Source organism: Bradyrhizobium ferriligni (genome assembly GCF_056837965.1).
Genome location: NZ_JBXEJO010000015.1, coordinates 1 through 20,556 on the forward strand (window position 1 = coordinate 1; position 20,556 = coordinate 20,556).

General features: G+C 64.3%; 17 protein-coding genes and 2 pseudogenes. 9 read left to right on the top strand and 10 right to left on the bottom strand.

What is annotated here, in order from left to right; translation table 11 throughout:
* A pseudogene (locus tag AC1VNY_RS11040) lies at positions 1-206 on the top strand (IS110 family transposase); the annotation flags it as partial.
* A 34-nt stretch (positions 207-240) separates the two neighbouring features.
* Here AC1VNY_RS11040 and AC1VNY_RS11045 read toward each other — a convergent pair.
* A complete protein-coding gene (locus AC1VNY_RS11045) occupies positions 241-1,458 on the bottom strand; it encodes an NAD(P)/FAD-dependent oxidoreductase (RefSeq protein WP_482405161.1) in 1,218 nt (405 codons plus the stop codon).
* Between the two features lie 257 nt (positions 1,459-1,715).
* On the opposite strand from AC1VNY_RS11045, the gene AC1VNY_RS11050 reads away from it, so the two are divergent.
* Positions 1,716-2,510 carry an enoyl-CoA hydratase/isomerase family protein gene (locus AC1VNY_RS11050; RefSeq protein ID WP_482405162.1) on the top strand — a complete coding sequence of 265 codons (795 nt, stop codon included), beginning with the start codon at positions 1,716-1,718 and terminating at the stop codon, positions 2,508-2,510.
* 152 nt (positions 2,511-2,662) lie between these two features.
* Here the strand turns inward: AC1VNY_RS11050 and AC1VNY_RS11055 are convergent, their stop codons facing one another.
* The 4 genes from AC1VNY_RS11055 to AC1VNY_RS11070 all read right to left on the bottom strand — a co-directional run bounded on the left by AC1VNY_RS11055 (position 2,663) and on the right by AC1VNY_RS11070 (position 7,478).
* Positions 2,663-3,976 (bottom strand): TRAP transporter large permease, encoded by a 1,314-nt coding sequence (locus AC1VNY_RS11055; protein WP_482405240.1) that lies wholly within the window; start codon positions 3,974-3,976, stop codon positions 2,663-2,665.
* A gap of 26 nt (positions 3,977-4,002) precedes the next feature.
* The gene (locus AC1VNY_RS11060) at positions 4,003-4,587 is read right to left on the bottom strand and encodes a TRAP transporter small permease (RefSeq protein ID WP_482405163.1); all 585 of its coding nucleotides are present in this window, start codon (positions 4,585-4,587) and stop codon (positions 4,003-4,005) included.
* Between the two features lie 26 nt (positions 4,588-4,613).
* Positions 4,614-5,615, bottom strand: coding sequence for a TRAP transporter substrate-binding protein (locus AC1VNY_RS11065; RefSeq protein WP_482405164.1), 1,002 nt, complete (start codon positions 5,613-5,615; stop codon positions 4,614-4,616).
* 159 nt (positions 5,616-5,774) lie between these two features.
* Complete coding sequence (locus tag AC1VNY_RS11070) at positions 5,775-7,478, bottom strand: IlvD/Edd family dehydratase (protein WP_482405165.1); 1,704 nt, start codon at positions 7,476-7,478, stop codon at positions 5,775-5,777.
* Positions 7,479-7,649: 171 nt separating this feature from the next.
* On the opposite strand from AC1VNY_RS11070, the gene AC1VNY_RS11075 reads away from it, so the two are divergent.
* Together AC1VNY_RS11075 and AC1VNY_RS11080 are read left to right on the top strand one after the other, a co-directional pair.
* Entirely contained in the window at positions 7,650-8,342 is a 693-nt protein-coding gene (locus tag AC1VNY_RS11075; RefSeq protein WP_028331865.1) for a GntR family transcriptional regulator, read from the top strand.
* A 34-nt stretch (positions 8,343-8,376) separates the two neighbouring features.
* On the top strand, positions 8,377-8,943 hold the full coding sequence (locus tag AC1VNY_RS11080; RefSeq protein ID WP_482405166.1) for an invasion associated locus B family protein: 567 nt from the start codon (positions 8,377-8,379) through the stop codon (positions 8,941-8,943).
* Here AC1VNY_RS11080 and AC1VNY_RS11085 read toward each other — a convergent pair whose 3' ends face one another.
* Positions 8,944-9,765 (bottom strand): NAD-dependent epimerase/dehydratase family protein, encoded by an 822-nt coding sequence (locus tag AC1VNY_RS11085; RefSeq protein ID WP_482405167.1) that lies wholly within the window; start codon positions 9,763-9,765, stop codon positions 8,944-8,946.
* Between the two features lie 113 nt (positions 9,766-9,878).
* Between AC1VNY_RS11085 and AC1VNY_RS11090 the strand changes: the two genes are divergently transcribed.
* Entirely contained in the window at positions 9,879-10,841 is a 963-nt protein-coding gene (locus tag AC1VNY_RS11090) for an SMP-30/gluconolactonase/LRE family protein (RefSeq protein WP_482405168.1), read from the top strand.
* Positions 10,842-11,076: 235 nt separating this feature from the next.
* Here the strand turns inward: AC1VNY_RS11090 and AC1VNY_RS11095 are convergent, their stop codons facing one another.
* Both AC1VNY_RS11095 and AC1VNY_RS11100 read right to left on the bottom strand, forming a co-directional pair.
* The gene (locus tag AC1VNY_RS11095; RefSeq protein ID WP_482405169.1) at positions 11,077-12,510 is read right to left on the bottom strand and encodes an aldehyde dehydrogenase family protein; all 1,434 of its coding nucleotides are present in this window, start codon (positions 12,508-12,510) and stop codon (positions 11,077-11,079) included.
* A gap of 226 nt (positions 12,511-12,736) precedes the next feature.
* A complete protein-coding gene (locus tag AC1VNY_RS11100; RefSeq protein ID WP_482405170.1) occupies positions 12,737-15,103 on the bottom strand; it encodes a transketolase in 2,367 nt (788 codons plus the stop codon).
* A gap of 132 nt (positions 15,104-15,235) precedes the next feature.
* Here AC1VNY_RS11100 and AC1VNY_RS11105 point away from each other — a divergent pair, with 132 nt between their 5' ends.
* Positions 15,236-15,697 (top strand): Lrp/AsnC family transcriptional regulator, encoded by a 462-nt coding sequence (locus AC1VNY_RS11105; RefSeq protein ID WP_016841346.1) that lies wholly within the window; start codon positions 15,236-15,238, stop codon positions 15,695-15,697.
* Positions 15,698-16,045: 348 nt separating this feature from the next.
* Here AC1VNY_RS11105 and AC1VNY_RS11110 read toward each other — a convergent pair whose 3' ends face one another.
* Both AC1VNY_RS11110 and AC1VNY_RS11115 read right to left on the bottom strand, forming a co-directional pair.
* Positions 16,046-16,276, bottom strand: coding sequence for a hypothetical protein (locus AC1VNY_RS11110; protein ID WP_482405171.1), 231 nt, complete (start codon positions 16,274-16,276; stop codon positions 16,046-16,048).
* Between the two features lie 213 nt (positions 16,277-16,489).
* Positions 16,490-17,663: pseudogene (locus tag AC1VNY_RS11115) on the bottom strand (fumarylacetoacetate hydrolase family protein).
* Between the two features lie 247 nt (positions 17,664-17,910).
* Here AC1VNY_RS11115 and ppk2 point away from each other — a divergent pair.
* The 3 genes from ppk2 (at position 17,911) to AC1VNY_RS11130 (ending at position 20,400) form a co-directional block, all read left to right on the top strand.
* Positions 17,911-18,774, top strand: a complete 864-nt coding sequence (gene ppk2 / locus AC1VNY_RS11120) for a polyphosphate kinase 2 (RefSeq protein ID WP_482405241.1) — start codon at positions 17,911-17,913, stop codon at positions 18,772-18,774.
* Between the two features lie 153 nt (positions 18,775-18,927).
* On the top strand, positions 18,928-19,350 hold the full coding sequence (locus AC1VNY_RS11125) for a DUF6294 family protein (RefSeq protein WP_028331873.1): 423 nt from the start codon (positions 18,928-18,930) through the stop codon (positions 19,348-19,350).
* Between the two features lie 171 nt (positions 19,351-19,521).
* On the top strand, positions 19,522-20,400 hold the full coding sequence (locus AC1VNY_RS11130) for a transporter substrate-binding domain-containing protein (protein ID WP_482405172.1): 879 nt from the start codon (positions 19,522-19,524) through the stop codon (positions 20,398-20,400).
* Positions 20,401-20,556 lie beyond the last annotated feature (156 nt).

Consider the following 20,556-nt stretch of genomic DNA (forward strand, 5'->3'; position numbering starts at 1 on the left):
GCCGAAAGCGCGTTCGTGACGCCCTTTATATGGCGGCCCTCAACGCAGTTCGCAGAGCTGATCCGTTCAAGGCCTTCTATGCACGACTGCGACAGGCCGGAAAACCAGCCAAACTCGCCCTCATCGCCGTCGCCAGGAAGCTGCTCACGGTCCTCAATGCCATGATGCGAGACCGAAAGCCGTACCTACAGACCAAACCGACATAACAGTTGCCGGCTTTCGCAGGGACGACGCTTGCATTCACGTCAACGCACTCTTCAAATCAAAGCTCGCATCTCCCGCCTGCTCCGGGGTGATCGAGCCACCGGCGCCGAGTAGCCGGCGGCCGAACATGTGATCGCCGGCGCGGTTGACCGACTCGATGCCGAGCAGTTTGTCGCCGCGATAGCAGAACGCCGAGAACGCGCCCTGCGCGCGGTCGCCGCGCACCACGACACGGTCGTAGCCGGTGGTGAGACCCGCCATCTGCAGCTTGTCGGGGCCCTGGTCGCTCCAGAACCACGGCAGGCCGTCATAGACCTCGGTCTTGCCGGTCAGCCGCGACGCCACGCAGCGCGCATGGTCGGTCGCGTTCTGCACCGACTCGAGCCGCAGCGATCCGCCGAAGCGTTTGCTGGTGTAGAGCGCGCAATCGCCGATCGCGGAGACATTCGGATCGACTGTCAACAGATGCTCGTCGACGATGATGCCGGATGCGACCGGCAGGCCGGCCTCCGCGGCAAGCTCGACATTCGGCAGCACGCCGACGCCGACCACGACGAGATCGGCCGGGATATGCGTGCCGTTGCTCAGGCTGACGCCGGTAACCTTGCCGCCATCGGCCTCGATCGCCGTGACCTGCACCCCCAGGTGAATCCGGATGCCGGCCGCGCTGTGGCGGGATTGCGAGAACTCGGAAATCTCCGCGGTCACCGCGCGCGCCATCACGCGGGAGGCGAGTTCGACCACGTCGACCTCGAGGCCCTTGGCCCGGGCGGTGGCGGCGAATTCGAGCCCGATGAAGCCCGCGCCGATCACGACGACGCGCATGCCGGGCGCGATCAAGTCGCGCAGCGCCTGGCTCTCGTCCAGGATGCGCAGGTAGCGGACCGCGTCGAGCCTGGCGTTGGGGATGTCCAGCAGCCGGTTCCGCGCGCCGGTCGCGAACACCAGATGGCCGTAGTCGAGCGACGCGCCGGAGGCGAGCGCCACCTTCCGCGCATTGCGGTCGATCGCATGGGCGCGATCGGTGATCAGCTCGATCTTGTTGTCCTGGTAGAACTTGTCGGGCCGGAACATCAGGGTTTCGGGCCCGCCGGTCCCCTTCAGATAAGCCTTCGACAGCGGCGGCCGCTGATACGGCAAATGGCCTTCATCATTGATCAGGGCGATGCGTTCGGCGAAGCCGGCCTGGCGCAGCGACGCCGCGAGCTGGAAGCCGGCGTGTCCGGCGCCGACGATGATGACCGAGCCCGTCATCGGAACAACCCAAATACGCGCGAGCAGGAGTGACCCATGCCGTTTCCTCTTGTCGATGTTAGCTTGCTTGCCCCGTCCCCACAGCGCTCGTGTCTGCGTACCGAAGGCGCGTGCCATTTGGCCTCATGGCTCGCACCGATGCAAGGGGGTCTCAGGCGATTCTGGGCGTACCCGCGGTCCCCGGCCGCCGGGCCGGATTGCCACGGCTCCCGCCAAGGCCTTAAATGTGCGGAACCAACAAGCCCAAGGTCTTCAATATGCCAGCACCCGCCCCCTCCGCCAACGACCCCGCTTTGCTCCGCATCGACGGCGCCATCGCGACCATCACGCTGAACCGGCCGGCCGCGTTCAACGCGATCGACATGACGATCGCCAAGAAGCTCGAGCAACTCAGCGCCCAGGTCGAAGCCAACAAGGACGTTCGCGTACTGGTCATCGAGGGCGAAGGCCGCGCCTTCTGCGCCGGTGGCGATTTGCAGACCATCGGCGCTGCGACCGAAGCCAACAATGTCGCCCCCGTGGTCGGCGAGATGCTTCACCACTACCATGCCTTCATCGAGACGGTCCGGCGGATGCCGAAGATCGTGCTATCCAGCGTGCATGGTTCGGCGGCCGGAGCCGGCATGGGCCTCGCGTTCGTGACCGACCTGTGTATCGCCGCAGAGGATGCCCGCTTCACGCCCGCCTATGCCAAGATCGGCGTGTCGCCGGATGGCGGCAGCACGGTCGGCATCGTCGGCACGGTCGGTACCCGCCGCGCGCTGCAGATTTTCCTCGCGGAGGATGGGTTCACCGCGCAGCAGGCCTATGAATGGGGTCTCGTCGTCAAGACCGTCCCCGCGGCCGAGCTGAAGGCCGCGACGCGGCAGCTCGCCGAGCGCCTGGCGCAAAATCCGCCCGCCGCAATCGCGGGGACCAAATCACTGGTCTATCAGGCCGCCACCACGCCGACCAAGCAGCAGCTCGACGCCGAGGAACACAAGATCATCACGGCGATGCATACCGACGATTTCCGCGTCGCCGTGAAGAAGTTCACCAGCAAGTCGAAGTAGGAACAATAATTGCGACAGCGTTACAGTGGTCTTTCCCCTCATCCTGAGGAGCGCGGATCGCGCGCGTCTCGAAGGATGAGGCCACAGACGGGCCTCATGGTTCGAGACGCGCGTTCCGCGCTCCTCACCATGAGGGTTCTGTGCCGGTAAGATTAGTTAGGGCAGATGTATCCCGTGCCGCCGGGCGCCTTGAAGCACCCGACCGACTCCGGGATCACCTGCTTGGGCAGCCACAGCACGACCTTCGGAAAATAGATCGTGAAGCAGATCGTGACCAGGAACACGACATAGATCGGCAACGCCGCCCGCAGCGCTTTTGCAAAGCTGATGCCGACGAATTTCGAGGCCATCAGCAGCACGAGCCCGTAGGGCGGCGTGATCAGGCCGAATGCCAGCGTTGCGATCAGCACCACGCCCATATGCACGCCGTTGATGTCGCCGGCCTGGGTCAGCGCGTTGACCAGCGGCATGAAGATGATGATGGTCGGCACCGGCTCGATGAAATCGCCGACCACGGTGAACAGCAGCACCATCAAAAGCATGATGAGATGCGGGTCGTTGCCGGCGATCGAGGTGATCCAATCGGCGATATAGATCGCGCCGCGCAGATAGGCCAGCATCCAGCCGAACGCGTTCGCCGCGCCGATCGTGATCAGCGGCAGCGAGAAGATCAGGCCGGCCAGGCAGAAATCGTACGGGATCTTCTTCAGGTGCCCGCGGTTCAGCGCCGGGATCACCACCACGATGATGTAGGCGACCGCGACCACGCCGGCCTCGGTCGGCGTGAACCAGCCGGTCAGGATGCCGCCGAGCAGGATCACCGGGATCATCATCGGCAGCGCCGCGTCACCGGCGGCGAACGCAACCTGGCGCAGCGGCGCGCGCGGCTTGCGCAGTCCCGAGGGACCGAAGAAGTAGCAGTAGATCATCAGCCCGAAGCCGATCATCAGCCCGGGGACCACGCCGGCCATGAACAACCCGGCGATCGAGACATTGCCGACCGCGCCATAGACCACCGCCGTGATGCTCGGTGGCACCAGCGCTGCGATCGTCGACGCCGAGGCGATGATCGCGGCGATGAAGGCCGGCTCGTACCCTTCCCGCCGCATCGGCCCGCCGAGCGCCCGGCTCATGACCGCGACGTCGGCGGTGGTCGAGCCTGACATCTCCGAGAAGAACATGCTGAAGACGACGACGACCTGCGACAGCCCGCCCCTGATGTGACCGACCAGCGAGACCGACAGATTGGCGATGCGGACCACGACATTGGCCGAGCTCATGAGCTCGCCGACCAAGAGGAAGAACGGGATCGCAAGCAGCGCCTCGGAATCGACGCCGTCGAAGATCTTCTGGATGATCGCCGCCAGCGAGACGTCCGACAGCAGCGCGCCGACGAACACGCCGGCCATCAGCGAGAACGGCACGGGCACGCCGAGATAGCCGAAGAACAGGAAGCAGAACGACATCAACGCAAGCACGACCGGTGCTGCGCTCACGGCTGCACTCCCGTCGTCGCGCGGGGGTCGATCGCAGGAATCGGAAGGTCGTCATCCGGCGGCTCCGGATGGTCAAAGCCGTTGCGGATGCCGTTGACGAGCTGCTCGATCGTGAACAGGCCGATCAGGATTCCGGACAGCGGGATCACCGCATAGAGCGAGGCGATCGGCGTACCCGACGGCAGGCGGAAGCTGCCGAAGCCGCGCAGGTAATTTTGATAACCGTACCAGACCAGGCAGAAGGCGACGCCCAGCACCACCAGACGGATGACGATCTCGACGAACAGCCGCGACCTGCCATGCAGCGCTTCGGAGATCGCGGTGAGATAGAGGTGATCGTTGCGCCGTGTCGCGACCGCGGCCCCGACGAAGATCGCGTAGATGAACAGCGTCGAGGTCACCTCCTGCAGCCACAGCCAGGGATGGCCGATGGTGCGGGTGACGATATCGGCGGTCACCGACAGCGAGAAGCCGAAGCACAGCAAGCCGCACAGCATCATCAGGATCAGCTCGAGCCGGTCGAGCGCCCGCCATTTCAGATGCCGCTGCCGTTGCAGCACCAGCGTGTCGGCGATGGCCATGGCTCGAAATTCCTCGTCGTCCCGGGCTAGTTGATCGCGCGGATCAAATTCTTGATCTTCTCCGCATGCGGCCCGAGGTCCTTGGCGAGCTTGTCGAGATAGGGATCGGCGATCGCGGTAAAGCTCTTCTTGTCCACATCCTCGACCACCTTGACGCCGAACGATTTCAGCTTGGTCAGCGCGTTGCGCTCGAGCTCAAAGGCCTTCTGCGGCTCCTTGGCGCTGACCTCGTTGGCGGCGGCCTGCACCCATTGCTTCTGTTCGGCGGTGAGGCTCTGCCAGAGCTTGTCGGAGACGAACAGCAGCGCATTGTTGGCCTCGTGCTCGGTGATCGAGAGCACCGGCGCGACCTCGTAGTGCTTGTTGACGAGATAGACGTTGATGCTGTTCTCGGCGGCGTCGACCACGCCGGTTTGCAGCGAGGTGTAGACGCTGCCGAACGGCATGTGCACCGTCTGCGCGCCATAGGCCGGGAACATGGTGTCCTCGGTCGCGGTTGCCTGCACCCGGACCTTGACGCCCTTGAGGTCGCCGACATTGCGGATCTCCCTCTTGCTGTAGATGTGGCGTACGCCTTGCGAGCCGGTGCCGATCACATGCAGGCCCTGCGCGGTGTCGTCGATCATCGTCCTGATGGCGTCGAACACCTTCGGGTCGGCGAGCGCCTTGATCACATGGGCGTCGTTGCGGAACAGGAAGTGCAGCGACATCACGCCGGCCTGCGGCGAGATCGTCGCCGTGTTGGCGGAGGAGATGATCGCGAACTCGATATCGCCGGACTTGACAAGCTGCAGCAGCTGCGGCTCCTGGCCGAGCTGCGCACCGGGATATTGATCGACGATCATCGTTCCCTTGCTCAATTCCTTGAGCTTGTCGGCGAACAGATCACCGGCAACCGAATAGCCGGTATTGCGCGGCTGATCGTAGGCGAAGCGGAAGTGCTTGACCTCCTGCGCGCCGGCGCCCGCGGACAGCAGCAGCGCTGCCGCGGCCAAGGCAATCCCGACGATCCTGGCTGAATAGCCCATCGCGACGTTCCCCCTGTTTTTGGTTGAGGGGATCATCCCACCAGTCGCGCGGGATTGTCAATAAAACAGGCGAAACGGGCCGCCTGCGGGTATCATTGAGTGCCGCATCGCAGAAATTATCGACAATTCGACGCCGGGCCGAACGACGCGGGCGACTTGCTACTTCCCCTTGGCGCGCATGAAGTCGAAATCGCAGCCCTCGTCGGCCTGCAGGATAGTCTCGTTGAAGAGATGCGCGTAGCCGCGCTTGGCCCAATCGGGCGTCCCGGCCGGCGCGAGCGCCTCGCGGCGTTTGTGCAATTCGGCCTCGTCGACCAACAGGTCGATGCTGCGCTTGGCGACATCGAGCCGGATCATGTCGCCGTTCCACACCAGCCCGAGCGGACCGCCGACGGCGGATTCCGGCGTGATGTGCAGCACGATCGTGCCGAACGCGGTGCCGCTCATCCGCGCATCGGAGATGCGGACCATATCCTTCACGCCGGCGCGCGCGAGTTTCTTCGGGATCGGCAGGTAACCCGCCTCCGGCATGCCCGGCGCGCCCTTCGGGCCGGCATTGCGCAGCACCAGCACGTCGTCGGCGGTCACATCGAGCGCGGGATCGTCGACCCGCAGCGTCATGTCCTCGACCGACTCGAACACCACGGCGCGGCCGGTGTGCTGCAATAGTTTCGGGCTCGCCGCCGACTGCTTGATCACGGCGCCGCGCGGCGCGAGATTGCCGTGCAGGATCGCCATCGCGCCTTCGGATTTGATCGGGTTCGCCTTGGAGCGGATCGCGTCCTGCCCCGGCACATCCTCGGCATTCGCGACGACCTCACGCAGGGTCTGGCCGGTGATGGTCTTGGCATCGAGGTCGATGAGGTCGCCGAGCTGCGCCATCAGCTTCGGCACGCCGCCGGCATGATGGAAATGCTCCATGTAGTGTTCGCCCGACGGCTTGAGGTCGACCAGCACGGGGACCTCGCGGCCGAGCTTGTCGAACGCCTCGAGGTCGATCCTGTACGGCGAGCGGTTGGCGATCGCCGTGAGATGGATCAGCCCGTTGGTCGAGCCGCCGATCGCCTGCATGACGACCTGGGCGTTGCGGAAGGAGGATGGCGTCAGGATCTCGCTCGGCTTCGGTCCCTTGGTCTTCGCCATCTCGGCGGCGACGCGGCCGCTGGCCTCCGCGGAGCGGAAGCGTTCGGCATGCGGCGCCGGGATCGTCGCGCTCATCGGCAGCGACAGGCCGAGCGCCTCGGTGATGCAGGCCATGGTGGAGGCGGTGCCCATCACCATGCAGGTGCCGACCGACGGCGCGAGGCGGCCGTTCACCGCCTCGATCTCGTTGTCGTCGATCTCGCCGGCGCGATACTTGCCCCACAGCCGGCGGCAGTCGGTGCAGGCGCCGAGCACCTCGCCCTTGTGATGGCCAACGACCATGGGCCCGACCGGAATCACCACGGTCGGCAGATCGGCGCTGATCGCGGCCATGATCTGCGCCGGCAAGGTCTTGTCGCAACCGCCGATCACGATCACCGCATCCATCGGCTGGGCGCGGATCATCTCCTCGGTATCCATCGCCATCAGGTTGCGCAGATACATCGAGGTCGGATGCGCAAAGCTCTCGGCGATCGAGATCGTCGGGAACACGAACGGCATCGCGCCCGACAGCATCACGCCGCGCTTCACGGCCTCGATGATCTGCGGCACGTTGCCGTGGCAGGGATTGTAGTCGCTGTAGGTGTTGGTGATGCCGACGATCGGGCGATTGAGCGCATCGTCCGAATAGCCCATCGCCTTGATGAACGCCTTGCGCAGGAACAGCGAGAAGCCGGCGTCACCATAGCTTGTCAGTCCCTTGCGAAGTCCGTCGGCCATTTTCTTCTATCCCGTGGTTGTTCGGCCGCACTTAAGGAGGGGCAGGAATTATTGTCAATATGAGATAATCCGGTCTCGGTGGGTGGCTGGTCTGCGGCAAAATCGTCCCCATTATTGACAATAACCGTGACGCCATGCTGACCTCAGGCACCGATCCGAAGCCGAGAGCGCATGACAGCCGAGCCCACATTGCCCGAACTCCAGGCCCCCTCGCGCGAGGAGGAACAGGCGGAGGTGATCCGCCGGCTGGAGGAGGACATCATCTTCGGCCGCTTCGCGCCCGGTTTGCGCCTGGTCGAGGATACCCTGATGCAGCGCTATGGCGCGAGCCGGCATTTCGTCCGCCAGGCGCTGTTCCAGCTCGAGCGCCAGGGCATCGTGCTGCGCGAGAAGAATGTCGGCGCCACGGTGCGGTTCTATTCGGCCGAGGAAGTGCGGCAGATCTATGAGGTGCGCGAGATGCTGACGCGCCAGGCTGCGCTGATGATCGCGCTGCCCGCGCCGCAAAGCCTGATCGATCAATTGAGCGAACTGCAACGGCATTACTGCATCAAGGCCGAGGCGCAGGACATGCGCGGCATTCACGAGACCAACGATGCGTTCCACCTCGCGCTGTTCTCCGCCTGCGGCAATCCCTATCTGGTCCGCTCGCTGCAGGACTACATGAACCTGACGCTGCCGATGCGCGCCAAAAATCTCGCCGACAGCGAGGGCCTCGCATTGTCGCGCCGCCAGCACGAATTGATGATCGAGCTCTTGAAGGGCCGCGACAGCTGGGCGCTGGCGCAGCTCTGTGTCGATCACATGCAGTACAGCAAGGCGGATTATCTCGTCCGCATCTCCAACGACAAAAAGCCGCAATAGCGCGATACGCGGCCTCCTCGTGAAGGAGACCGCGATGCGCTACCTGGCTATATTCCTTGGATCGTTCGCCGTGCAGCTTGCGCTCGGCGGCGTCGGCGAAGCGGCCGATCCGCGCGCGACGCAGCTCACCTACGAGCCCTGGACCAAGACCTGCCTGACAGAGGCGAGCTGCTTCGTCGCTGCGGCTGCGCGCGGCCAATGCGTGCCGTCGGGCGGCACGCTCAGCGTCTCGCCGCAGAGCAGCAAGCGCGCGATCGTGAGCGCCAACGTCGGAACGCGGACCATGCTGGAGGGTACGATCAGCCTCCGCATCGATCAGGACGAGCCGATCCGGATCGCCAAGCCGCATTGCTACACGCTCGGCTGCGGCGGCACGCTCGAGGCCGATGGCGAAATGATCGAGCGGCTGAAGCACGCGCAGACCATCGCCGTCGAAGCCAAGAACCTCACCGGGCAGACCATCAGCCTCGCCTTTCCCCTCACGCACTTCGCCGAGACCTTTGACGGGCCCGGCAGCCCGCCCAAGACATCCGGGCAAGGTTCGAAGGACGCGCAGCAGCACACCGAATCCGTGAAGCAGCTGCCGCAATGCGAGGATTGATCACTTCTTCCAGTCGATCACCCTCTCCTTGTCGCCGTCGAACTCCATGCTGCAGAACGTGCCGCCCTGGTAGTAGTCGCCGACCGGATCCGGCGGCAGCTTGGCCTGCTCGGCCATCGCGTGCTCGCGGAAATCCTCAGCCCTTCCGGTCGGGCGATAGCCGAGATCGTAGGCGCGGTGATTGTCCCACCACGAGCGCTCATTGTAGGACGCGCCGTACAGCACCTCGAAATGGATGTCGGGATGCTCGAGCCCGATGCGGCAGAGCTGGACGAGGTCTTCCGGCTTGAGCCAGATCGAGAGCCGGCGGTGGTCGAGCGGCGCCTCGCCGAAATTGCCGATCCGCAGGCAGGTGACCTTGATGCCGTGCTTGTCGGCATAGAGCGCGCCGACGCCTTCACCGAACACCTTGCTGACACCGTAACGACTGTCCGGCCGCGCGGTGACGTCGGTGCCGACGCGGTGATGACGCGGATAGAACCCGACCGCGTGATTGGATGAGGCGAAGATCACGCGCTTGACGCCCTCTTTGCGCGCCGCCTCGAACAGATTGTAGCAGCCGATGATGTTGGACTGCAGGATCGCGTCCCACGGGCCTTCGACCGAATAGCCGCCGAAATGCAGGATGCCGTCGACGCCCTCGCAGATCGCCTCGACCTGCGCAAGGTCGGCAAGATCGGCCGCCTTGAACTTTTCGTTGCTGCCGAGATCGGAGGGCTGCTTGATATCGCTCAACAGGAGATCCGGATAGATCGGCGGCAGCAGCTTGCGCAGGCTCGTTCCGATTCCCCCCGATGCGCCGGTCATCAATATGCGTGGCATGCCGTCCCTCTTCTTTCCTGATTGCTGCGATCGAATTGCGGTCGCAGGCCGACAATGATAGCAAACCAGGCGCACAAGGAAACACCATCGAAACACAACAACGAGAACAGCAAATGTCCGATGTTCATTCCGCCGGCTGGCGTCCCGCGACCTATTATCCCGATCCCGCGATCCGCGCGCTCGATCCGCGTTTCGAGAAATACTGGCTGAAACTCTCCGCCGTCGAGCGCGTCGCGACCGGCCTGCGCTGGGCCGAAGGTCCGGTGTGGTTCGGCGACGGCCGCTATCTGTTGTGCAGCGACATCCCGAACCAGCGCATCCTCAAATGGGAGGAAGAGACCGGCGCGGTCAGCATCTTCCGCAAGCCGTCGAACTTCGCCAACGGCAACACCCGCGATCGCCAGGGCCGGCTGGTCACCTGCGAGCACGGCGGCCGCCGCGTGGTGCGCACCGAGTATGACGGATCGATTACGGTGCTGATCGATTCCTTCGGCGGCAAGCGGCTGAACTCGCCGAACGACGTCGTGGTGAAATCCGACGGCTCGATCTGGTTCACCGATCCGATCTTCGGCCTGCTCGGCAATTACGAAGGCTACAAGGCCGATCCCGAGATCGAGCCCAACGTCTACCGGCTCGATCCCGAAACCGGCAAGGCCACCATCGTCGCCGAGGGCGTGCTGGGGCCGAACGGGCTGTGCTTCTCGCCGGACGAGAATATCCTCTATGTCGTGGAATCCCGCGGCGAGCCGAACCGCAAGATCCTCGCCTATGACGTCGCAACCGACGGCAAGACGATCTCCAACAAGCGCGTCTTCGTCGACGCCGGCCCGGGCACGCCCGACGGCATGCGCTGCGACATCGACGGTAATCTGTGGTGCGGCTGGGGCATGGGCGATCCCGAGCTCGACGGCGTCGTCGTGTTCGCGCCCGACGGCGTCATGATCGGCCGCATCGCGCTGCCGGAGCGCTGCGCGAACCTCTGCTTCGGCGGCATCAAGCGCAACCGACTGTTCATGGCGGCGAGCCAGTCGATCTATGCGCTCTACGTCAACACCCAAGGCGCGCTCGGCGGTTAAGTCTCTTCGTCGTCCCGGCCTTCGTGCGCAATTGCGCACTTGGAGCCGGGACCCATCACCATCGATGGACTTTGGCTTGGCAGGCTCGGACCGCAATCTTCGCAAAACGAAGGCCTGTGGTAATGGGTCCCGGCCTTCGCCGGGACGACGATAAGAACTTCTGCCTTCCCAAAACGTCTGACGCCGGAGCGGTGAACCGCCCCGGCGCCAAAAGTCGTGTCTCTCTTGGCTCGGCTTACGCGGCGTTGTAGCCGGCGACCGCCTTGGCCTCGAGATATTCCTCCAGACCGTAACGGCCCCACTCGCGGCCGTTGCCGGACTGCTTGTAGCCACCGAACGGCGCGGTGCGCTCGTTCGGCACGCCCTGCAGGTTGACGTTGCCGGCGCGGATCTGGCGGCCGACGCGGCGCGCGGTTTCCACGGTGTCGGCCGAGACGTAACCGGCGAGACCATACGGCGTGTCGTTGGCGATCTTCACGGCGTCGGCTTCGTCCTTGGCACCGAGGATGGTCAGCACCGGTCCGAAGATCTCCTCGCGGGCGATCGTCATGTCGTTGGTGACATCGGCGAAGATGGTCGGACGGACATAGAAGCCCTTGTTGACACCCTCGGGCAGGCCCGGGCCGCCGGCGACCAGCGTTGCGCCCTCGTCGATGCCCTTCTGAATCAACGCCTGGATCTTGTCCCACTGGCCGCGGTTGACCACCGGACCGATCGTCGTGCCGTCGGCACGCGGATCGCCGGCCTTGGTCTTGTCGGCGACGCCCTTCGCGATCGCGGCCACTTCCTTCATCTTGGAGAGCGGCACGATCATGCGCGACGGCGCGTTGCAGGACTGGCCCGAATTGTTGAACATGTGCATCACGCCGCCGGTCACCGCCTTGGTCAGGTCGGCACCGTCGAGAATCACGTTCGGCGACTTGCCGCCGAGCTCCTGGCTGACGCGCTTCACGGTCGGCGCCGCACGCTTGGCGACGTCGACGCCGGCGCGGGTCGAACCGGTGAACGAGATCATGTCGATGTCCGGGTGCTCGCTCATCGCCGCACCCACCTCCGGGCCAAGGCCGTTGAGCAGGTTGAACACGCCCTTCGGCACGCCGGCTTCATGGAGGATTTCCGCGAAGATCAGCGCCGAGGTCGGGGTGAACTCCGACGGCTTGAGGATCATGGTGCAACCGGCGGCGAGCGCGGGCGCGACCTTGCAGGCGATCTGGTTTAGCGGCCAGTTCCAGGGGGTGATCATGCCGACGACGCCGACCGGCTCGCGCACGATCACGGCGGTGCCCATGGTCTCCTCGAACTCGTACTTCTTCAGCACTTCGAGGGTGTTCATGAGGTGGCCAAGGCCGGCACCGGCCTGCAGCTTCTCGGCCATCGGCAGCGGCGCGCCCATCTCGTCGGAGACAGCAGCACCGATCTCCTTCATGCGGCCCTTGTAGACCTCGACAACCTTGGTGAGCAGCGCGATGCGCTCCTCGCGGCTGGTCTTAGAATAGGTCTCGAAGGCGCGCTTGGCGGCAGCGACTGCCTTGTCGACATCGGCCTTGGAGCCGAGCGCAATCTCATACATCGCGTCTTCGGTCGCCGGATTGACGACGGGGGTGGACTTGCCTTTGACGACGGGATCGACCCAGGCGCCATCGATGTAGAATTGCATGCGATTGACCATCGGAAACCTCTTGTACGGGGCGTATGGAATGGGGAACGAAAGCGTTCGGCAGGCATCCTTGCACGAAAGCCCGGCGAATTGAACCCGCCACATGCGGGACGCGGCTCGTGCGCGTCCGCGAGATATAAGGTCCGAGCCGCACGTGTGGCAAGGCTATATCCGTCGTCCCGGCCCCCGTGCGCAATTGCGCACTAGGCCGGGACGACGATGTGGAGCCTGCAATGCCTCACACGGCCATCTTGCGATGCCGCACCGGGGCGCCGACCGAGACGCTTTCCGCCGCGTCGATGATGGCGTTGGCGTCGATGCCGTAGTGGCGGTAGAGGTCGCCGATCGTGCCGGTCTGGCCGAAATGCTCGACGCCGAGCGCCTCGACGCGGTGGCCGCGCACACTGCCGAGCCAGCCGAGCGTTGCCGGATGGCCGTCGATCACGGTCACAATGCCGCAGTCGCGGCCGAGCGGCGCCAGCATGCGCTCGATATGACTCAAATGCTGCGCGGCGCGGCGGTCGCGGCGTAAATTCCGCGCGGCGGACCAACCCGCATAGAGCCGGTCGGCGGAGGTTACCGCCAGCAGACCGACGTCACGGTGGCTCTCGCCGATCAGGCCGACCGCCTCGATCGCCTCCGGCGCGACGGTGCCGGTATACGCAATGACGATGTCGCAGTTCGGGCCCGGCTTGCGCATCCAGTAGGCGCCATCGGTAATGTCGCGCTGCAGGTCCGGGGTCATAATCCGTTGCGGCTGCTCCAGCGTCCGCGTCGAAAGTCGCAAGTAAACCGAACCACCCTCGGCACCCTCGCGCTGCATGTGGCCAAAGCCCCAGCCCATGATCACGGCAAGTTCATCGACGAAGGCCGGATCGAACGAGGCGAGCCCGTCCTGCCCGATCCCGATCAAGGGCGTCTTGATCGACTGATGCGCGCCGCCTTCCGGCGCCAGCGAGATGCCCGACGGCGTCGCCGCCACCATGAAGCGGGCATCCTGGTAGCAGGCGTAGTTCAGCGCATCGAGGCCGCGTTCGATGAAGGGATCGTACAGCGTGCCGACCGGCAAGAGCCGCGCGCCGTTGATCTGGTGCGACAGGCCGAGCGCCGACAACATGATGAACAGATTCATCTCGGCGATGCCGAGCTCGAGGTGCTGTCCCTTCGGCGAATATTCCCAGGTGTAGGCGGACGGGATCTTCTCCTGCCGGAACAGATCGTGGTTCTCCGCCTTCGCGAACAGGCCGCGGCGGTTGACCCAGGCGCCGAGATTGGTCGACACGGTGACATCGGGCGAAGCGGTGACGATGCGCGAGGCAAGTTCGCTGTCGCCGCGCGCCAGCTCGTGCAGCACGAGGCCAAAACCCTGTTGCGTCGACATCTGCGCCGAGGCCTTGAAGGCCAGCCGTTCCGGCACATTGATTTCAGGCGCCGACAGGCGGCGGCGTCCCTCGCGGTTGAACGGCGCCTCGGCGAGGAACGCCTCGAGCTTCGCAGGCTGCAGCGACAGGCCCTCGAACTTGTCCCACTCGTGGCCGGGGCGGATGCTCTGCGCGGCGCGCCACTTCTCCATCTGCGCCACCGTCATCAGGCCGGCGTGGTTGTCCTTGTGGCCCTGCATCGGCAGGCCGACGCCCTTGATGGTGTAGGCGATGAAGCAGACCGGCCGATCATGGTCGATCGCCTCGAAGGCCTCGATCATGCTCGCCATGTCGTGGCCGCCGAGATTCGACATCAGCGCCAGCAACTCGTCGTCGCTGCGGCGCTCGATCAGCGCCGACACCTCGCCCTGGTCGCCGATGTCGTCGCGCAGATGCTTGCGGAACGCGGCGCCGCCCTGGAAGCAGAGCGCGGCGTACATCTGGTTCGGGCAGTTGTCGATCCAGCGCCGCAGCGCCTCGCCGCCGGGCTCGGCAAACGCCTCGAGCATCAGCTTGCCGTACTTCACGATCACCACGTCCCAGCCGAAGTTGCGGAACATGGTCTCGAACTTGGCCCAGAGCCCCTCGCGCACCACGGCGTCGAGCGACTGCCTGTTGTAGTCGACCACCCACCAGGTGTTGCGCAGGCCGTGCTTCCAGCCTTCGAGCAGCGCCTCGAAGATGTTGCCCTCGTCCATCTCGGCGTCGCCGACCAGCGCGATCATGCGGCCCTCCGGCCGGTCGTTCAGCCAGCCATGCGCCTTGACGTAGTCCTGCACCAGCGAAGCGAACAAGGTCTGCGCCACGCCGAGGCCGACCGAGCCGGTGGAGAAGTCGACGTCGTCGCTGTCCTTGGTGCGCGACGGGTAGGACTGCGCCCCCTTGTAGCCGCGAAAGTTCTCCAGCTTGTCGCGGGTCTGGTGGCCGAACAGATACTGGATGGCGTGGAACACCGGGCTCGCATGCGGCTTCACCGCAACGCGGTCCTGCGGGCGCAACACCGAGAAATAAAGTGCCGACATGATGTTGGCGAGCGAGGCCGACGACGCCTGGTGGCCGCCGACCTTCAACCCGTCGGTCGAGGGCCGCACATGGTTGGCGTGATGGATGGTCCACGACGACAGCCACAGCACCTTGCGGGCCAGGGCGGACAGCATGTCGAGGCGTTCAGGCGCGATTCCCATGGCAATGCTCCGGGGCGATATGCCGGAATGTTACTGCCGCAAGCGGCGGCGAAAATCTCAATTCCACGCGACAGCACAGGAAAAATTGGGATAAATTCCCACGATCCGGCTTCAACTGACGAGTTCATCCCAATGCCTGCCCTCGATGCCATCGACCGCAAGATCCTGAGTCTGCTCCAGACCGACAGCCGCATGACCATGCAGGAACTGGCCGACAAGGTCGGGCTGTCGGTGTCGCCCTGCCACCGCCGGGTCAAGCTGCTCGAGGAGCGCGGCGTGATCTCTCGCTACATCGCAACCGTCGACCAGAAGTCGATCGGGCTGCACGTCTCCGTCTTCATCTCGATCAAGTTGGCGCGGCAGAAGGAGGAAGACCTCAACCGCTTCGCGCGCGCGATTTCGAAATGGGACGAGGTGCTCGAATGCTATCTGATGACGGGAAATCGCGACTATCTGCTGCGCGTCGTCGCCGCCGACCTCTCCTCCTATGAAGCATTCCTAAAAAACAAGCTGACCCGCCTCGACGGCATCGCCTCGATCGAGTCGAGCTTTGCGTTGAGCCAGGTGAAGTATTCGACGGCGTTGCCGGTGTGAGGGCGTTGGTTGGTCACTCGAATGACGCCAACACCACAGTGTCGTCCCGGCCTAGTGCGCAATTGCGCACGGGGGCCGGGACCCATACGCCGCAGCGGGTGCTGAGAACGGGACTCGTTGTCCCAACATCGTTCAACAATCAGCATTTGTGGTTATGGGTCCCTGCTTTCGCAGGGACGACACTGAGTGTGTTGCGCTGTCAGTGGGCATAACTTCGCATTCTCGCGACATCTTTCGTCCGAGCTTTGCATCTCGTTCCGTTTTGCAAAGGAGGCTTGCGCCGTCGGGCAACTCAGTGATTGGCGTTGGCGCCCTGCCCGGCTGAACGGCCTCGCCGCGACAATCAGGCTACGGCGCGATCCAAATCCCAATCACGATGATGGCCAGTGAGACGGCAATGACCAGCATGTCGGTGGTGAGCCAACCGGGCATTCCGTTTGATGGCTGCTCGCTCATGTCCGCGACTCCTTCTGTTCGCGTCGAGCCAATATGCTGGAGCGGACCGGCGCGAACGAGGATGAACTGGTTCACATAAAGCCAGGAAAAAGCGGCAAATTCCGCGTGTTTTAGCGCGCTCAAGTTGCGTCACGCGGTCGATCTGCCGCGCAAGTTTCTGAACATGTTCGACAATGCCGCCGCTTCGGCACAGTCACCATCATCGCGTTCAACGCGCTGCAAGAGGCGGCTGAACGTCACCGGATGCGAGCGCAGCGCCGACCTGCCGCCACGCGACAGGCCGCACATGGCCGACGAAACGGCCGAGGTAGTGGACTAGCCGTCCCGTCCCGCTCCTCACAGCACCTTGCGCTGCGCGAGGTTCTTCATCAGCGCGCCGACGCCGAAGGTCCAGGGCTCGCACTCGTCGCTGCCCCGCATCCGGTTGACCAGCTTGCCGAGCTGCGGCGCGGCGATGGTGACGATGTCGTCGCGCTTGTGGGTGAAACCCTCGCCCTTGGCGTCGCGATCCTTGACCGGCGCGAACATCGTGCCGAGGAACAGCGCAAATCCATCGGGATATTGATGCACGGGGCCGATGGTCTGGGCGACCAGATCGGTCGGATCGCGACTGATCTTGCTGATCGAGGAATGGCCCTCGAGCACGAAGCCGTCTGCGCCCGTCACGGTCAGGCCGACATCCATCTTCCTGACATCCTCGAGCGAGAAGGTCTGGTCGAACAGCCGGAGCAGCGGGCCGATCGCGCAGGAGGCGTTGTTGTCCTTGGCCTTCGACAGCAAGAGCGCCGAGCGCCCCTCGAAGTCGCGCAGATTGACGTCGTTGCCGAGCGCGGCGCCGACGATCTTGCCGGCGGCGGAGACAACAAGCACGACCTCCGGCTCCGGATTATTCCAGGTCGACTTCGGATGCAGCCCGGCATCCATGCCTGATCCGACCGAGGACAGCGTCGGCGCCTTGGTGAACACTTCGGCGTCGGGACCGATGCCGACCTCGAGATACTGGCTCCAGGCATTCTGATCGATCAGCACCTGCTTCAGTTTCATCGCCTGCTCGGAGCCGGGCTTCAGCTTGGAGAGATCGTCGCCGACCAGGCGCACCACCTCCTTGCGGATCGCGTCCGCCGAGGACGGATTGCCGCGCGCCCGCTCCTCGATCACGCGCTCCAGCATCGAGATCGCGAAGGTGACGCCGGCGGCCTTCAGCACCTGGAGATCGACCGGCGCCAGCAGATGCGGCCTGGCCTTGTCGCGGCCGTCGGGCGGGGTGTTGGCGAGGATCGCCTCGAAATCGCCGATCCGCTCGCCGCGCGTGGCGCGCAGCGCGGCCGCGGGATCGCTTTCCTCACAGAGCGCGCTCACCGTCGGGAACCGCGCCGTGACGTCGAACACACCCGTCTGCCCGAACCGCGACGACAGCCGGCCCGCAGGCCTGCGGCAGCCAGACCCGTCCGACCAGCGTGCCGGCGGTGCCGTCCTCCGGCAGGACGTCTTTTGGCGTGAGCGAAATCATCGGCACATCTCCCTTTTTGGTTTTGTCGGCTTGTTAGCACAGTCCGCCCGGCGGCGTGAAACAGCGGTCATGGCATTGTCATAGAGGGGTAACATCGCCCGTCAATGCTGCCGTCCGATCCATCTAACACACTGAAAGACGGACCTTCATGACGACCTCCGCCCTCACCGACGAAATCTCCCGGGATGAAGCCTTGCGGGATGAAGCCTTGCGCGACGAAGCCTTGCGCGCCCGCGTCCATCAGGAGATGGCCGACAGCCTCGACGAGGAACTCGAGCTCGAGCTCGACGACATGAGGCTCGACGAGCTCGACCATGACGGCGCCGCCGGCAAGCCGTCGATCGACCGCAAGTTCTATTTCCGCGAATTGCTGCGCCTGCAGGCCGAACTGGTGAAGCTGCAGGATTGGGTGCAGCACGAGAAGAAGAAGGTCGTCGTGCTGTTCGAAGGCCGCGATTCCGCCGGCAAGGGCGGCGTGATCAAGCGCATCACCCAGCGGCTCAATCCGCGGGTCTGCCGGATCGCGGCGCTGCCGGCGCCGAACGAGCGCGAGCGCACGCAATGGTACTTCCAGCGCTATGTCTCGCATCTGCCGGCCGGCGGCGAGATCGTGCTGTTCGACCGCAGCTGGTACAACCGCGCCGGCGTCGAGAAGGTGATGGGGTTCTGCAGCGACGAGCAGTACGAGGAATTCTTCAACTCGGTGCCGGATTTCGAGCGCATGCTGATCCGCTCCGGCACAGTCCTCCTGAAATACTGGTTCTCGATCACCGACGAGGAACAGGCGTTCCGCTTCTCGATGCGGATCCAGGATCCGCTGAAGCAGTGGAAGCTGAGCCCGATGGACGTCGAGGCGCGGACCCGCTGGGAGCTCTACACCAAGGCCAAGGAGACGATGCTGGAACGCACGCATCTGCAGGACTCGCCGTGGTGGATTGTCGATGCCGTCGACAAGAAGCGCGCCCGGCTCAACTGCATCTCGCATCTCTTGAGCCAGATCCCCTATCAGACGGTCACCCACCAGCCGGTGGTGCTGCCGCCGCGGGTGCGCAACCCCGACTATCACCGCGGTCCGATCCCGCCGGAGATGTACGTGCCGGGACGGTATTGATCGGAGCACGTGCACGCTCTGTCCTCCCCTGCTTTGCGGGGGAGGATCACTAAATCGCGATTGTAGATTGTGAGGCAGCTCACTGGTCCTTTTACGCCCTCCCTCTAAACCAGAGGTTGCTCGCAATTCGCGGGCTAGAAGGAGGCGTACGCTATGTTGAAAGAACATCTTGAAAGCAAAAGCTCGGCGACCGACCAGCCAGAAAGCTATAAGGGTGTTGCGACACATGCCATCCAAACCCTTGACCTCAGCTGGAGCGCGCCTATTCGTTACGGCGATTGCAAGCTGTCCGGCTTCTTGAACGGCACCCTGAACAACGGCCCCACTCTCAGGCTTCGTTCTGACGGAACAGCAGAATTGCTGGCAAAATTTTTCTCGACCGACGACGGTGATGTTTGGGTTATCGATCGTCTCGTTCTTTTAGACATTCACGGGACGGTGCTTTTTCAATTTCCACACCTTTCAAGCCCTGAAACCCAGACCGACAACCAAGTGCTCGATTGGGTAGCCGAACTGAGCTTCCCCGCCGTTTTCTTTTCTTCGGTCACAGGGGCGAACATGACCTATCGTTGCTAACCCCTAAGGGCGCGGTTCGCGGCTTATTCGACCTCCCTCTCAAGCGGGAGAGGTAAGTCCAGAACATAGGCAACCGCGCCCTCGCCTCGCCTACCAATGGTGCAGGCGCGCGCACTTGCTGGCACCGGATACCGACGCTAGGCTTCCCCGATCTGGTGCAGGGAGGCCCGCTTGACTCAATCCGACGACATCACAATCTCCGAAGATCGCCGCGACGCGCTGCGCTATGCGCTCGGGATCGGCAGCGGCGCCGCGCTCGCGGCCGCGATGGCCGTCCCGGCCGCGGCGCAGACGCAAGCCGACAACACGCTGGATCGCATCCGGGCCAGCAAGGTGCTGCGGATCGCGGTGCTGCCGGGCGAGCTGCCCTATTTCAACAAGGACCTCGCCTCGGGCACCTGGTCCGGATTCTCGATCGAGATGGCCAACGATCTGGCCAAACTGCTCGACGTCAAGCTGGAATATGTCGAGTCGACCTACGGCAATTCAATTCTCGATCTGCAGGCCAACAAGATCGATCTCGGCTTCGCGCTCAACCCGACGCCGCAGCGGGCGCTGGTGGTCGACTTCACCAGCCTGGTGTTCCCGCACCCGTTCGGCGCGATGCTGAAGAAGGGCCTGGAGGCAAAGACGTGGGCCGACATCAACAAGCCCGAGGTGAAGATCGCGGTCGACGTCGGCTCAGCGAACGAAGCGGTGGCGCGCCGCTTTGCGCCGAACGCCACTATCAAGTCACTGAAGTCGCGCGACGAGGTGATGCTGGAAATGTCGTCGGGTCGTGTCGATTGCGTGGTCAACGCGCTGGTGCTCGGGCTGACCGCGATCGCCAAGAACCCGAACCTCGGCACCTACAAGATCCTGGCCTCGCCGTCGGTGACGATCGCGAGCGGCACGGCGGTGCGGCGCGAAGCCGACAAACGCTGGCGCGATTTCCTCTCGGTGTGGATCGACTACAACCGCGGCATCGGCCAGATGCGCGAATGGTTCGTCAAGGGCCTCGGCCTCGCCGGCGTCAAACCCGAGGATGTGCCGGTGGAGTTAAGTATTTGAGCCACCGCATCGGCGGTCGGCTCCCTCTCCCGCTTGCGGAGGAGGGCTGGGGTGGGGGTGTCACCGTGCGTCGGAACCTTCGGGTGGAAAGAGCCCCCACCCGGATCGCATCTTACGATGCGATCCGACCTCCCCCGCAAGCAAGCGGGGGAGGTG